The following is a 14,884-nucleotide window of genomic DNA, read 5'->3' as shown; positions in this document are numbered from 1 at the left end:
AATTGATAGCAGTACGGCAGGAGCTGGGCGTTTATGAGTGAAGCATCAGAGCAAACTTCAAATAAAAACAATACACACTATCGCTATTTGGTATTTATCGGGCGTTTTCAGCCCTTTCATTGTGGTCATAAAGCAGTTATTGATGAGGCACTCAAGCGGGCTGACAATGTGATTATGCTCATCGGTTCTGCTAATCTGCCACGTAGTTTGCGAAATCCATTTAGTGTTGCTGAGCGCGCGGCTATGATTAAGGGCGCTTATTCAGCAGAGGAAGCTGCGCGTATCCACTGCGTTGGACTCGATGATGCACTCTACAATGACACGCGCTGGCTACAATATGTACAAGCTGGCGTCAAATCCGTCACTGGTGACTTGCAGACTGATATTGGGCTGATTGGTCACTCAAAAGACAGCTCATCGTATTATTTATCTTTGTTCCCCAATTGGGCATCGGTCTCCGTACCTAATTATCATAATTTATCCGCAACGCCTATACGCGACAGCTATTTGATGGGTGCTACGCCAACGCCTGAGCGCACCCCTGAGTCAACGCGCAACGTATTGGATGAATTCAAGAAAACAAGCGAATATCAACAACTGCACGATGAAGCTGATTTTGTTGATAAGTATAAAAGACAATGGGAGTCGGCTCCTTATCCGCCAACCTTTATGACTGCCGATGCCTTAGTCGTACAGTCAGGACATATTTTGTTAGTTGAGCGCCGTAGTATGCCGGGGCAAGGATTGTGGGCACTGCCGGGTGGGTTTTTAAACCCAAAAGAGACACTATTTGACGCCTGTATCCGTGAGCTCCGTGAGGAGACTCGCCTCAAAGTCCCTGAGCCCGTATTGCGTGGCTCTTGCCATAGTCAGCATACCTTTGATGATCCTTACCGCTCAGCGCGTGGGCGTACGATTACTCAAGCATTTTATTTTCAGCTCAAAAATGACCCAAAAGGCCTGCCAAAAGTAAAAGGCGGCGATGACGCAACCACAGCGTTTTGGTTACCGCTCGCCGAGCTTGATGCCAAAATGATGTTTGAAGATCATTATGCCATTATCACCAAAATGGTCGGCTTATAGTATTTTGTCAGACGGCTATGCGTTCCTTTATTAATGATTTCCCAAACCGATAGACGGTAAAGGCTTCGCGCTGCCATCGTTGCGGCATCTCAAAGCAGAGGAGTTCTGTGATGTACACCAGTAATTTAAATAATTTAATCCTAAATAGCGACAGCTACAAAACCTCACATTGGGTGCAATATCCAAGCGGTAGTGAATATCTATCGAGCTATATTGAGGCACGTAAAGGCGACTACGATGTGGTGTTTTTTGGGCTACAAGCGTTTATCAAAGAATATCTAAGCACGCCAATCACTCATCAAGACATCGATGAAGCCGAAATGGTCATTCAAGGACATGGCTTAACCTTCAACCGTGCTGGCTGGGAGCGCTTGGTTGATAAACATGGTGGTTATTTACCACTACGTATCGAAGCCATACCTGAAGGTAGTATCGTGCCTGTATCCAATGTCGTCTGCCAAATCATAAATACCGACCCTGAGTTTTATTGGTTACCAAGCTATATCGAAACGGCGCTACTGCGCGCAATTTGGTATCCATCAACGGTCGCTAGTGTCTCGCACTATTGTAAAAACATCATTCGTCAAGCACTAGAGAAGTCTGCGGACAATACAGAATCGCTAACCTTTCGTTTGCATGATTTCGGCTCACGCGGGGCTTCTAGCCAAGAGTCTGTCGCCCTCGGTAGTCTTGCACATTTAGTCAATTTTGCCGGTACCGATTCGATGACGGCTTTGGTAGCTGCCAGCCGCTGGTATCAGATGGATAAAGACATGCCAGCATTTTCTATCCCTGCCGCTGAGCATAGCACGATGACGGCATGGGGACGCGGCGGTGAAACTGCTGCCTTTGCCAATATGATTGAACAGTTTGGTGGCGCTGGTAAAAGCTTTTCTGTTGTCTCTGACAGCTATGACTTATGGAACGCCATTGACAATATTTGGGGCGGCAGCCTAAAAGACGATGTAAAAAATATGGGCGGTACCTTAGTTATCAGACCAGACAGTGGCGACCCGGCCAAAGTCGTACGCGAAGCCTTGGAGCGTCTGGCAGTAAAGTTTGGTACGACAGTCAACAGTAAAGGCTACAAAGTCCTGCCCGATTATGTGCGTGTTATTCAAGGTGATGGCATCAGTCCACAAAGCTTGAGTAAGATTATCGATGTGGTCATGAAAGCAGGTTTTAGCGCTGATAACGTGACTTTCGGTATGGGTGGTGGATTGCTACAACAAGTCAATCGCGATACCATGAGCTGGGCAATGAAAGCCAGTGCCATCTCTATCAATGGTTTATGGAAAGACATCTATAAAGATCCGATCACCAGTCGTTCAAAGCGCTCGAAAAAAGGGCGTTTGGCATTAATCAAACACAGTAATGGGCAGCTAAAAACGATTAAGGCTGATGGGCTTACTGCTGAGAGCGATAACCTACTGCGTAATGTTTATGTTGATGGAAAATTACTTATAGACGAGAGTCTAACTATTATTAGAGAGCGTGCAGGATGGTAGCTACTAGCAAAATACAGAATAAAATAGCCGCTGTTGCAAAGGATGTTTTATTTGCTCCTGTATACCTTTATCAAGGTCGAAAAATCAAACGAGATACGGTCCGTTTGCCTGAGCCAAATGGAGAAAGACATGGGTCTGTGCAACTGGATCATGCCAGTAACGAGTCAGCCGCTCAGAATAAACCCGCACTACATATCATGATCGTTGGTGATTCAGCAGCGGCTGGAGTCGGTAGTGAAACGCAGCAAGAGGCGCTCGTTGGTAAGCTCATTCCAATCTTGCAGCAGCAGCCCACTATTAATGAGCAGTTTGCGGTATTGAACTGGTCATTACAAGCGACAACGGGGCACACCAGTTTTGATATTCTACGCAGGCTATATATTATGCCAGCACCAAACAAGCCTATCGATGTGATGATACTAAGTGTTGGGGTCAATGATACGACATCGAGTGTTGCTGTAGACAAGTGGCAACAGCAAATCAAAGATATTATTGCCATCGCTCAGCGTAAGTTTGGCGTGCGCGAGTTGGTTTTTTTAAGTCTACCGCCTATGGCACAAATGCCAGCAATACCTGCTCCGCTAAATAACTTTGTTGGCGCAAAAGCGTCTATTCTTGACGGAATATTGCAGCAAATCTGCATGGCTCATAAAAACGTCACTTATATGGCAACGGATTTCCCACGCATGATCGCTGAGCACTCTAACGGTACGCCGATCGATATCAAGGTAATGTTTGCGAGCGATGGCTTTCATCCAAGTAGCCTGATGTATGGCTATTGGGCACAGCAATTGTCGGAGCTGATTGTAGAGTTACTCGATTCATCAACCCATTAGCCAAAAGCTAGCACAAAAAAACCGCTGAATAGTCAGCGGTTTTTTTTATTCTTAATACCATCACTATGCATGCTTGAAAACACACATGCTCAAAATATATTACACAATACGTGTGAATTATTCTGCAGCGTCAGTATCAGCAGCTTTCTTACGGCCACCAAACGCACCAAAACGTTTGTTGAAGCTTGCAACACGACCTTCAGTAGAAGTTTTACGTTGCTCACCAGTATAGAATGGATGCGACGCACTTGAGATATCAAGTGGGTAGTATGGATATTCTGAACCTTCGTATTCACGAGTGGTTTTGGTTTTAACAGTTGAACGAGTCAAGAAGAACACGTCAGCGTTAGTGTCGTGGAATAAAACTTCTTGGTAATTAGGATGGATATCTTTACGCATAATAAACTCTCTATGTCCGATGTATGTATAACGACTTTGCAAAACAGCATTTTTAACGATGCGTTCAGCAAACGATGACATACGTAACTGAGGCACTAAGGACATTCTCAGTCTGGCAACTGCGTCACTGGCTTATTCCAGCACCCAATACCACACCTCTGCTCGCTTAGCCTTTCCCCAGCGGGAAAATCAAACCGCGATTTTACCGGTTTTTGGGGTTTGATGCAAGCAGCAGTTGTGAGGGTTATCAGTGCTAATTTGTCACTGCAACATCGATAGTATTGAGGCTGATAGACAAGCTGCGTATAATGATATGTTAGATAATATAACCAATAACTATTAATTTTTAATATTAATTTAATAATAATATTCAATTAGTATTGGTGATTTAATTATCAATATTGATTGAATACTAACATTTAATAAGGATAAGACAATGAAAAATACAATCGAGAAAAACAGTATAAAAGCTGTTCTATTTGGCTCAGCAATTGCTATGACAACGCTGGCAAGTGCGGCGCTGCCAACTCAATGGCAGCTAGATGATGCACATACCCGTGTCGGATTTTCAGTCAATCACTTAGGGTTTTCGAGCACCATGGGTCACTTTAATGATGTCAAAGGTATGGTCAATTACGATATTAAAGCACCTAATAAAGCCAATATGGATTTCACTATTGTTACTGACAGTATCGATACCAATTGGGATGCTCGCGATGCTCATTTAAAAAAAGATGAGTTTTTTAATGTGGCAAAATATCCAACCATGACTTTTAAATCGACTAACATCACCTTTAAGAATCCACAACAAGCCACAGTCACAGGTGACTTCACTTTACTGGGTCAAACCAAGCCACTGACCCTAGATGTGACTTTGAATAAAATAGCCAATAGCCCGATGACCAAAGAGCCAGTTATTGGTTTTCGTGCCACCGGTATTATTGACCGAGCTGCTTATGGCATGACCGCTTTTGCAAGTGGCATTACGACTGAAGTACCCATTCAAATAGACGGTGAGCTGGTTGAGAAAAAAGCGACTACGAAGAATAAAGCAAAATAGCTTTATACATATCAATGTGATGCTTTTATGAAGTAAATTTGCAGTTAAAAATATCGTAATAAAAAGCAGCCACAATGATGGCTGCTTTTTTATGGTAAAACTTAGTCTTTATATTCAGACCTTACTTGGTTCTAACGATATGCCAAACACCAAGTTTATTGTCGCCATCTTTATCCCCAACATTGGTGTCATTGGCATAGAAATACAGCGGCTTGCCGTTCATGGCCCATTGATACTTGCCGTCTTCACGTTGGAAAGCAGCAAACTGCCCTGAGGCTTTGGCATTGCTAGGTGCCATAAATGCCGGCCAAACTAGCATACAAGCGCTACCACACTCTGATCTATTCATCGAATCTTTATCAAAAGTATACAAAGTCATATGGTTACGAGAATCAACCAACATGCCGTTTTTACTCATGACAGGCGCAGTATTTTTATTGGTTGCTTGCACGTCATGCATACCAGAGTCGTCATTACCGACCATATTGTTTAGCGTTGAACAACCGCTAAGAGCCAACACACCACTAAGAGCGGATAAAACTAAAATATGTTTCATAATAACTTCCTTGTCATTGTCATCATAGATTGTTAATTGTTATTAGATCGTTCTTATCACTCTAGGATTTAAGCCATAATAAATTGCAAGCAAATATCTTAAACCCATTATTGAGATTTTAAATATAGCATAGGATTTATAGCTGTTATTCTTGTCCTCATATAAATTTACAAAAGCCCATAAACATTACAATTTCGCCAAACAAAAATACTTAATACCATCAGTAATTAGCGGTTTTAAGAGGAATTCAATCTGCTCGTCCCTATGGTAATAATAGGATGACGCTTTTAAATTGAATTAAAAATATTATCTTAATTGAGTAAGTTTATGCTCAATAGAATTTTGGGTTAAACGTTGACAAAAATCATGTATTCACTTACCAATTTGCCGTTCTACTCCCCAACGTTTTTTGTAGAATAGCGCTATAGAAATTAAGCATGACTACACAATGGCGAATGTGACCATTGAGATTTATGATCACTGTTGAACTTGACTGCCTCTGCACGCATATCAATATCCATAAGCCACCTCATGCCTATGCCAAGTACCCCTTTAAGTACTGATTTAAGTACCACTTGATGCAAATGCTATTAAGGATATAACCTCGACAATGACTCACTCTCTCATGAATAATCAAGTAATTGCTACTCAACGTGTCGGTATCCTCGGTGGTGGTACGGCAGGGGCAACCATTGCCATTCGATTGGCAGCGTTAGGGCTTGAAACTTACGTGTTCGAAAAAAACAAATCGCTGATTGATGGTCCGCCTATGTGCCATTTGCATGCCGGTGGCAATCTCTACCGCGAAATCCCTGACGAGGACTGCGTCGCCCTTCTCAAACAGTGTATCGATATTTTACGTCTTTATCCTTATACTATTGATGTACGTCCAACGGTATTTGCGGTGCCGACTCGTGATGACGGCTTGCCCGAAGACTTGCTACCGCGGCTTGAGATATTGACCGATGCGTATCGTGAGCTGATTTCTCAAGATGCCAATAACAAAGTACTGGGCGAACCAGAAGATTATTATCAGCTCTACAGCCATGAACAACTGATTGCATTGTCTGAGCGTGAGCAATTGACTGTGCCAACTACCGTTGATGAATGGATGATACCGGTTGCTAAGTATTTAGATTTAAATAAAGTTAAATTTCCGCTGATTGTGGTACAAGAATATGGCTGGAATATCTTTCGCTTGGCAGCATCGGCGCAATTGGCATTAGATGGTTATGAGCATGCGCATGTCTTTACTGATACTCAAGTAAAGCAGGTCATGCCAGTTGATTGTGAAAACTGCTCAAACGCTGATCATCATGTGACCAAATGGCGTATTGATTATCAGCAAGGTGCTGGTTTAGATCCTGAAGCGCAATCTAATAGCAAAATCGAGTCCATCGAAGTTGATTACCTCGTCAATGCCTGTGGTTTTCGTACAGGGGTGATTGATGATATGGTCGGTGTCAAAGTCACGCGTATGGTAGAGTTTAAATCCTCTTATATTACTCATTGGGAAGATACCGGTGGACAGATACCAGAGATTATTGTCTACGGTAATCGCGGTACACCTGAAGGGATGGCGCAATTAACCCCTTATCCGGGTGGTTATTTTCAGATACATGGCATGAGTAATTTTATCACGCTGTTTAATGATGGCTTGGTGGCTTCAAGTAAAGACAGCGCCCAACCAAAATTGCCGCCGCAATATGTGCACTATATCGAAGATGGTTGGGACAAAGCACCACTACAAGCGCGTAGCCAACAAGCGATTGATTATGTGGCAGAATTTGTACCGACCTTCCATAGTGCCCGTACTGTTGGCAATGCTTTATACGGTGGGCAGCAAATTCCTGGTGAGGATGATACACTCCGGGTCGCTGATGTGAGCTTATACTCTAATATTCGCTATGCCCGTGCTGAAAACGTCAAAGCATCTTCAACTCTAATTGCAGCAGATCAAATCGTTGACGAATTGAGTGGGCTTGGTTTGATTGAACTTGATACGCCCGTGAACCGTAATCGCTATGCTCATGAGTGGGCGTATCTGGCGCACAACGACAGTCTGGCTATTGAGACAGTCGCCCGTGATTTGGCAAAAGAGCGTGGCTTTCCGCTGGCAATGGCAGGCGTCAATCGTGGTATTCGCGAAAAAGCGTTAGAGGATTTAAATATTGATAATAGTTCAGATAATTATAGGACTTAAGAAAGATATTTTTAGTTAACGGACAAAAAAAGGGAAAGAATTGCTTTTCTTAGCCATTCTCTCCCTTTTTTCATATTTGCTTATATCTGCTTTTAGTTACCAGCCATCTTTTCTGTATTGACAGCAGCATCTATTTTGACCATCGTCTGCAGTAAATCAATGGCATCACCAATCGTGTTACATACTACCAAGCGCTCAAGATCTTCTTGCTTCATGAAGCCTTGCTCAGTGGTATATTTTAAATGCTCAATCATACGATCATAAAAACCATTAATATTCAAAATAATCATTGGCTTTTCGTGTTGATATAGCTGGCGCCATGTGGCGATTTCCATGATTTCCTCTAAAGTACCAAGTCCACCCGGTAAAGTAATAAAGGCATCAGCATATTCTGCCATCACTGTTTTACGCGTGTGCATAGTATCTGTAAGATGTAAACGGGTCAGCTGCTCATGCGCAATTTCGTGTTTGAGCATAAAGGTTGGAATCACACCGACTGCTTCTGCACCACCTCGAATCACTTCATCAGCGACTGCGCCCATCAGCCCGATACTCGCGCCGCCGTATACTAAACCCATGCCATTGTCTGCTAATGCCACACCAAGCTCTCGTGCGGCTTGCTCATATATGACATCATTACCCAAACGCGACCCACAATAGACCGCAACTAGCGGCATAGTTAACGCTGATTTATCCACGGCTTTTTCGATATTAGTAATATCTTGACTGGTAATCACTTCATACGTGTCATTGTTGATTTTCATTTGCATATAGCTTCCTTAACTTTTATATCAATTGTTTTTATTAAGAACTTGTTTGTTAAAGCGTTTTTTATCCGTGCATGTTGAATAGTGAAGATAGTTATTCAGTCCAGTCTTAATGGATCATATCATGCAAGATAAATTGGGATAGAACTTAGAAGTCATATTTGAGCGCCTTCCCTACTGAGATTTATTTTAACATAAGCAATGCTATCACGCGGTCGCAACCATTTATCACTACGCAATTACTACATTTTTAAGGCTACACATTGGCATCTTATTGCAAATTAATGCCCTCTCTTTGCTAACAAAGCTCATTCATAAAAATGACTATAATATATTAAGGTTTAACCATGGCAAACAGCCCTACTATTACTCAAACAGAGGCTTATTCATTAAGCATTATGACCGATCGCAATCAGGCATTGGCCGCGACTGTCTATCGTCCCAAAACGCCTGTAAAAAAAGCCGTCATGATAGCACCAGCAACAGGTATCAAACGTCAGTTTTATCACAATTTTGCCACTCACTTAGCCGAGCATGGCTTTGGCGTACTAACTTTTGACAATGAAGGTATCGGTGAGTCATTGTCCACCGATTTGGCAAAATGTGATGCGTCTCTAATCAGTTGGGGTCGCCATGACATGCCAGCCGTCCTTGATGCCTTGCAAGATGAATTTACCGATGCCACTTATCATTTGATTGGTCATAGCGCTGGCGGTCAGCTCATTGGTTTGATGCCAAATTCCCAGTCTATTGCTTCAGTATTTAATGTCGCCTGCTCATCGGGTCGCATCAAAAACATGGACATGCCTTATAAGCTTAAGGCCATAGGTTTTATGGAGGCATTTATTCCTCTCACTAATTTGACGTTAGGCTATACGCCATCGGATAAAATCGGCATGGGCGAGCCGCTGCCGCGCGGCGTCGCTCGTCAATGGCGTGAGTGGTGTAATGGCGCAGGTTATATCAAGACCGCTTTTGGGAAAAGTATACACACGCATTTTTATGATGAGATCGATATGCCAGCATTATGGCTAGGGTTTAGTGATGATGAGATTGCCAATAGCAAAAATATGGATGATATGATTCGCGTTTTTACCAAAATGCCAGTAGAAAAACGCTTTTTAGATCCCAAAGATTTTGGTGTTAGTAGCATCGGTCACATGCGTTATTTCAGCAGCAGAACCAATGCTAAAGCACCTAAGTTGTGGCAGATGGCAGTTGATTGGTTACATAATCAATAGACTTCAGAGCCTATTTAATTACGGATTCGTCTATTGATTCTTTTGCGTTTGCTGCCGCTTCTGCCTTGACGCGTTTGGTCAATGCAGAATAAAGCGACGGCTGCATATTATGTATATTACCCAGCATCCATTTTACATAATCGATAGGCACCTCTTTAATCAATTTCCCTTTATATTTCCCAAAGGGCATTTTACTAACTGGATTGGCTTTATTGGCAATAGCATGCGCTGCTGCAAAATCAGTTGGTGCAATCTCTAAGCGCTCGCAGCAAGCCTGATACAGCAGATAACACATACGAGCGTCACCGAGCGCATCATGAGCGGCAATCGTCATCCTACTAGCTTCACCCTTGCCCAATAACTGCTCAATACATTTGGACTGACCATAGGCGCTCCATTCAGGAAACGCGACGCGCGCCAGCCTAACGGTGCAAATTAGCTTAGCGGAAGGACTGCCAATCACCCGCCAATCAAAGCGTACATTATGACCGATAAGATACTCAGGTAACTCAAACTGCTCAAGCTCAAACCGCTCAAGCCCCGCTACATCGTCATCGGTAATGCCATGGACTCTAATCACAACTGGCGATATTGAGCGCCCACTATTAAAGTATTTCATCCACTCAAAGCCTGTAGCTACATTAATCGTCGCCACTTGGATAGGACGTGGATCACGACCTTGATCGGTTTCGGTATCGATAATCAGCGCAGTATCGACCATATTAAAAGCAGCAGCCATAAAAATTTAACCATAGCAAGTTGGACATAAATGACAGATAGTTTTGCTCGTTTAAAAGGAGCAAAACACTACTGGGGTTAATTATTCGCAGCCTCTGTCTGCGTAGGCACAGCAAGCAAGAAAAATTAACCCCAGTAGTGATTGATAATCATTTGTACTTCTTTTATTCAGGACCAACTACATAATAGATGCAATTAGATTCAGTAGCTTTTCATTTATGGGGATAAAAGTCAGATATAACAATGCTATACGAAGAGCCAAAGGTATTATCTATATAATATTAGTGAAAGCAATAATAAGACAAAGAGATGTCGATGCGACCAGATGGCAGTCACGAACAACCAAATCCTACGTTTATCAGCCGTGCAATTAGCGTACTTATCAAGGCCGCAGTATTGCTGATGCTATTATTCGTATTTGACAGATTATTACCAAGTATCAGCCAACAAACTCAATCATTTTTCATAGCAAAATGGCAGCAGCTTAGCCTATTGCAACACCCGCTACCAACAGAGAATAGCCTGCCAAATCCGCTACCCAAGCAGCATCTGACTGATACATGGGGCGCTGCTCGTAGTCAAGGTCGCTCACATGAAGGGATTGATATTTTTGCGGCGCGCGGCACGCCGATACAAGCGACGACCCAAGGTATCATCAGTAAGGTAGGCGAAAATGCGTTAGGCGGTCGCGTCGTTATGATAGTGGGACCAGGCGGCGCAGGACACTATTATGCGCATTTGGAAGACTATGCTGACATTTCTCCCAATGACTGGATAAATGCCGGTGATACCATTGGTTACGTGGGTGATAGCGGCAATGCTAAAGGCACACCGCCGCATGTTCATTATGGAATTTATATTAATGGTAGCGCGGTAAATCCTTATCCACTTTTGCAAAAGGATTAAAGTGTATCAAGCATTAATTCATTGCGGCAGATCGTACATGGTTATTTGGAAACACGGCACTAAATGTCGAGCCAATGCCTTCTACTGACTCAATTTGCAAGCTCGCTTCGTGCTGATATAAGACATGTTTTACAATCGCCAGTCCAAGCCCCGTCCCACCTGTTGCTCGGCTGCGCCCGCTGTCAACGCGATAAAAACGCTCAGTTAAACGGGCAAGATGCTGCGGCGCGATACCGATACCATTATCTTCAACAGCAAATCGGCAGCCCTCAGCAGTCTTAGTCCAACTAATAGAGATATTGCCACCTTTTGGTGTGTATTTAATCGCGTTAATCACTAGATTGGACAGTGCGCTATTTAGGTACATCTCTGAGCCATATAGTCCGTCATAGGTATCAATATGCAAGTGAATCGTATGCTTATATTCTTGATTATACGCCTGTGCATCATCATAGACATGAGTGAGCAGCTTAGTCATATCGATTTCATTAAACGCATGGGTTTCTTCGATTTCGATACGAGACAGTAGCAATAAGTCATTGACCACCCTATTCATGCGTGCCGTTTGCTGAGTCATCAGCTCAAAACCGCGACGCCAATTCGCAGGCATATCTGGCTGATCAGAGAAATTCTCCAGATATCCCATCAAGACCGTCAATGGTGTACGTAGCTCATGCGAGACATTGGCCACAAAGTCGCGGCGCATCGCTTCTAAATGCTGCAAGCGGGTCACATCATAAATGATCAGTAGTTTTTCATCGCCAAATGGCGTCAGCTCACACTTTAGATAGCGGTTTGGGTCTTGCCAAGAGACGATATGCACACTCTCATCGGCATCGGCATCGGCATCAGTATTAAGCGTCGTTGCCTCCTGATAATACTTAATAAATTCAGGCACTTGAATGAAGTCAAAAATACGCCTGCCTTTATCTGAGGATTGCAACAATAATAAATCCTGCGCCGCTTGGTTCCACCATTCAAGTCCATCATCGTCATTGAGCAAAATTACAGCATCACGTAATGCTCGTAAAGCACTTCTGATTTTTTTAAGTTGATTTGTGGCACCTTGCTCATTATCTTGGATAGGCATTTTTATTTATCCATTATTTTTTATAATTTTTCTACTATTGGCCGCTCCCGATAAAAGGCGACACTATTAAAAGGTGACACTATACAATATTCATATTGCTAGCGATTAACCTTTTTCGATACGGCTAGAAAACCGATAACCTGTACCGCGTACCGTTTGTATCAATGTATCACAATCATGTGGACGTAGTAATGTGCGCAAACGCTTTACGTGAACATCAATGGTTCTATCTTCGATGTAGACGTTACCGCCCCATACTTGATCGAGCAGCTGAGCACGGGTATAAGCGCGCTCAGGATGGCTCATAAAAAACGCCAATAAGCGATATTCTGTCGGACCCATATCGATAATGTCATCACCCACCATAAAGCGTTGGCTTTTGGCATCTAAAGTTAGCCTGCCTATATTGATAGGTTTGTCGCCGCTTAGCGCGTTACTACGTCGCAATACCGCTTTGATTCTTGAGATAAGCTCACGGGTCGAGAAAGGCTTGGTCATATAATCATCAGCGCCTGCGTCAAGACCATGCACTTTACTGTCTTCTTCACTTTTGGCGGTCAACATAATAACCGGTATCTCGGCGAGCAGCGTATCGCTTTTTAGCATACGGCAAAAATCAATACCACTTTTATCACCGGGCAACATCCAGTCCAATAAAATCAGCGCTGGACGATGATCGACCACTTGTTGGTGCGCCTCTGACACATCCGCTGCCTGCAAACTATCAAAGCCTGCCATCTCTAGGGTCATGACGACCATCTCACGAATGGCGTCTTCATCTTCAACAATCAAAATTTGCTCTTTAGACATAATGTATTCTTAATATATTCTTAATGTTAGAGGACAAAATAGAGTTTATAAAAGCAGTAACAAACGCAAATAAGCGTTTCTTTATTAAAGGGTTTAATTATGACAGCTTAATGACATTTACTCTTAAATTTATAATACTTAGTAGCCATGCTAATGACTTAATGCACTTCTAATAAAAAGTTTAATGGTCCATCATTGACACTCAACACTTGCATATCAGCACCAAACTGACCCGTTGCAACCGTTAAATACTGCGTCTTTGCGTAATCAACCAATTGTGCAAATAAAGCTTTAGCCATATCAGGTGCCATTGCGCTACCAAAGTCAGGGCGGCGACCTTTATCCGTCTTTGCCATCAGAGTAAATTGTGAGACCAATAATAGCCCACCACCGACTTGCTGGATATTTTTATCGAGTTTACCGTATTTGGCTGGATCGTCATCATTGTCAAAAATACGATAGGTGAGGATTTTATCGACCATGCGCTGCGCACTTTGTAGGTTATCATCGTGTCCCAAGCCAATATATGCCAGTATTCCTTCATCGATTGCACCGACTTCCTGCCCATCAACGCTGACACTGGCATGTTTGACTCGCTGAATAAGAGCTCTCATTGCTTACTTCCTTTAACGATTATGGTCATACAGTCTGCTGCGGACCATGATAAAATACAATTATCTGTGCAGGTACTTATGATTATGTTTATAAATAAATCTAGCTATAAAACTGCCTATCTATGATTTTTTAATACAACTTTTTATTTTAATAACTATTTTTAATCCCTACTTTGGTCATCTATTATGAATGTATTTACTACCTTACAGCAATTTGTCCCGCAGCAAAAAATCAGTAAAGTCGCTGGGCGTTTAGCTGCCAGTCGCCATCCTTGGGTTAAGCGTACGTTTATCCGCAGTTTTGCCAAAGCGTATGATGTTAGCTTAGATGAATATGAGCGTCAAAGCCTAAACGCTTATGAGAGCTTTAATGATTTCTTTACTCGTGAGCTCCAAGACAATGCCCGTATTATCGATGCCAGTATCAATGGTATTGTTAGTCCTGCAGATGGCATGATTTCGCAGCTTGGGCAGATTCATGACCATAAGCTACTGCAAGCCAAAGGTCGTGACTATGATATCGGTCAGCTCTTGGCTGATAGCGCAGATGGCGATTATTTTGCGGATGGTAGTTTTGCTACTGTCTATCTTGCTCCAAGCAACTATCACCGTGTGCATATGCCATTTGACGGTATATTAACCAAGACCCGCTATGTACCTGGTACACTATTTTCGGTCAATAATACCACGGCTGCTAATGTACCGGATTTGTTTGCTCGTAACGAGCGCCTCGTCTGTCTATTTGATACCGCCTATGGTAAAGCGGCAGTAGTGATGGTCGGTGCGATGATTGTCGCTGGGATTGAGACAGTGGCGACGGGTAAAATTAGCCGTACCGATGATATTCAAGAAGCAGACCATGATATGAGCTTTAAAAAAGGTGACGAGCTTGGTCGTTTTTATTTAGGTTCAACCGCAATTGTAGTACTGCCAAAAGCAGCAAAAACGGATTGGCAAGATACCATGCAGCATGGCTCAATCGTTCAAATGGGGCAACTGTTGGGTAGCGCTAAAATCTAACACCATTTATCTAAGTAAAAAACATGTGTAATAAGTAATATTGAAAAAAATGA

15 protein-coding genes are annotated in these 14,884 nt (G+C 42.8%); 8 read left to right on the top strand and 7 right to left on the bottom strand.

Annotation, left to right across the window (positions count from 1 at the left end; genetic code table 11):
- Positions 1–33: 33 nt before the first annotated feature.
- The 3 genes from FQ083_RS11920 to FQ083_RS11910 all read left to right on the top strand — a co-directional run bounded on the left by FQ083_RS11920 (position 34) and on the right by FQ083_RS11910 (position 3,427).
- Positions 34–1,083 (top strand): bifunctional nicotinamide-nucleotide adenylyltransferase/Nudix hydroxylase, encoded by a 1,050-nt coding sequence (locus FQ083_RS11920; protein ID WP_149409993.1) that lies wholly within the window; start codon positions 34–36, stop codon positions 1,081–1,083.
- Positions 1,084–1,193: 110 nt separating this feature from the next.
- Complete coding sequence (locus tag FQ083_RS11915) at positions 1,194–2,591, top strand: nicotinate phosphoribosyltransferase (protein ID WP_149409992.1); 1,398 nt, start codon at positions 1,194–1,196, stop codon at positions 2,589–2,591.
- The gene (locus FQ083_RS11910) at positions 2,585–3,427 is read left to right on the top strand and encodes an SGNH/GDSL hydrolase family protein (RefSeq protein ID WP_020444337.1); all 843 of its coding nucleotides are present in this window, start codon (positions 2,585–2,587) and stop codon (positions 3,425–3,427) included. The genes FQ083_RS11915 and FQ083_RS11910 overlap by 7 nt, the downstream gene beginning before the upstream one ends.
- Positions 3,428–3,544: 117 nt before the next feature.
- On the opposite strand, the gene FQ083_RS11905 is transcribed toward FQ083_RS11910, so the two are convergent.
- The gene (locus FQ083_RS11905; RefSeq protein ID WP_011281173.1) at positions 3,545–3,826 is read right to left on the bottom strand and encodes a type B 50S ribosomal protein L31; all 282 of its coding nucleotides are present in this window, start codon (positions 3,824–3,826) and stop codon (positions 3,545–3,547) included.
- A 436-nt stretch (positions 3,827–4,262) separates the two neighbouring features.
- Between FQ083_RS11905 and FQ083_RS11900 the strand changes: the two genes are divergently transcribed.
- Complete coding sequence (locus tag FQ083_RS11900; RefSeq protein WP_149409991.1) at positions 4,263–4,886, top strand: YceI family protein; 624 nt, start codon at positions 4,263–4,265, stop codon at positions 4,884–4,886.
- A gap of 121 nt (positions 4,887–5,007) precedes the next feature.
- On the opposite strand, the gene FQ083_RS11895 is transcribed toward FQ083_RS11900, so the two are convergent.
- The gene (locus tag FQ083_RS11895) at positions 5,008–5,442 is read right to left on the bottom strand and encodes a hypothetical protein (protein WP_020444339.1); all 435 of its coding nucleotides are present in this window, start codon (positions 5,440–5,442) and stop codon (positions 5,008–5,010) included.
- 610 nt (positions 5,443–6,052) lie between these two features.
- Between FQ083_RS11895 and FQ083_RS11890 the strand changes: the two genes are divergently transcribed.
- Entirely contained in the window at positions 6,053–7,645 is a 1,593-nt protein-coding gene (locus FQ083_RS11890; protein WP_149409990.1) for an FAD-dependent oxidoreductase, read from the top strand.
- A 92-nt stretch (positions 7,646–7,737) separates the two neighbouring features.
- Here the strand turns inward: FQ083_RS11890 and FQ083_RS11885 are convergent, their stop codons facing one another.
- Positions 7,738–8,415, bottom strand: coding sequence for a TIGR00730 family Rossman fold protein (locus tag FQ083_RS11885; RefSeq protein WP_133104836.1), 678 nt, complete (start codon positions 8,413–8,415; stop codon positions 7,738–7,740).
- Positions 8,416–8,759: 344 nt separating this feature from the next.
- Between FQ083_RS11885 and FQ083_RS11880 the strand changes: the two genes are divergently transcribed.
- Positions 8,760–9,653, top strand: coding sequence for an alpha/beta fold hydrolase (locus tag FQ083_RS11880; protein WP_149409989.1), 894 nt, complete (start codon positions 8,760–8,762; stop codon positions 9,651–9,653).
- Positions 9,654–9,663: 10 nt separating this feature from the next.
- On the opposite strand, the gene FQ083_RS11875 is transcribed toward FQ083_RS11880, so the two are convergent.
- On the bottom strand, positions 9,664–10,392 hold the full coding sequence (locus FQ083_RS11875; RefSeq protein WP_149409988.1) for a putative quorum-sensing-regulated virulence factor: 729 nt from the start codon (positions 10,390–10,392) through the stop codon (positions 9,664–9,666).
- Between the two features lie 314 nt (positions 10,393–10,706).
- Here FQ083_RS11875 and FQ083_RS11870 point away from each other — a divergent pair, with 314 nt between their 5' ends.
- Positions 10,707–11,297, top strand: a complete 591-nt coding sequence (locus FQ083_RS11870) for a M23 family metallopeptidase (RefSeq protein WP_149410008.1) — start codon at positions 10,707–10,709, stop codon at positions 11,295–11,297.
- A 13-nt stretch (positions 11,298–11,310) separates the two neighbouring features.
- Here the strand turns inward: FQ083_RS11870 and phoR are convergent, their stop codons facing one another.
- The 3 genes from phoR to dtd form a co-directional block, all read right to left on the bottom strand.
- The gene (phoR, locus tag FQ083_RS11865; protein WP_149409987.1) at positions 11,311–12,387 is read right to left on the bottom strand and encodes a phosphate regulon sensor histidine kinase PhoR; all 1,077 of its coding nucleotides are present in this window, start codon (positions 12,385–12,387) and stop codon (positions 11,311–11,313) included.
- Positions 12,388–12,492: 105 nt separating this feature from the next.
- Positions 12,493–13,197, bottom strand: a complete 705-nt coding sequence (phoB, locus tag FQ083_RS11860) for a phosphate regulon transcriptional regulator PhoB (protein WP_011514526.1) — start codon at positions 13,195–13,197, stop codon at positions 12,493–12,495.
- A 158-nt stretch (positions 13,198–13,355) separates the two neighbouring features.
- Positions 13,356–13,811, bottom strand: a complete 456-nt coding sequence (gene dtd, locus FQ083_RS11855; protein ID WP_149409986.1) for a D-aminoacyl-tRNA deacylase — start codon at positions 13,809–13,811, stop codon at positions 13,356–13,358.
- Positions 13,812–13,997: 186 nt separating this feature from the next.
- On the opposite strand from dtd, the gene asd reads away from it, so the two are divergent.
- Positions 13,998–14,831 carry an archaetidylserine decarboxylase gene (gene asd / locus FQ083_RS11850; protein WP_149409985.1) on the top strand — a complete coding sequence of 278 codons (834 nt, stop codon included), beginning with the start codon at positions 13,998–14,000 and terminating at the stop codon, positions 14,829–14,831.
- Positions 14,832–14,884: the final 53 nt, after the last annotated feature.

Origin of the sequence: Psychrobacter sp. ANT_H59 (assembly GCF_008369225.1) — a bacterium.
GTDB classification, from domain to species: domain Bacteria; phylum Pseudomonadota; class Gammaproteobacteria; order Pseudomonadales; family Moraxellaceae; genus Psychrobacter; species Psychrobacter cryohalolentis.
This window is presented reverse-complemented; position numbering and strand designations above follow the sequence as displayed.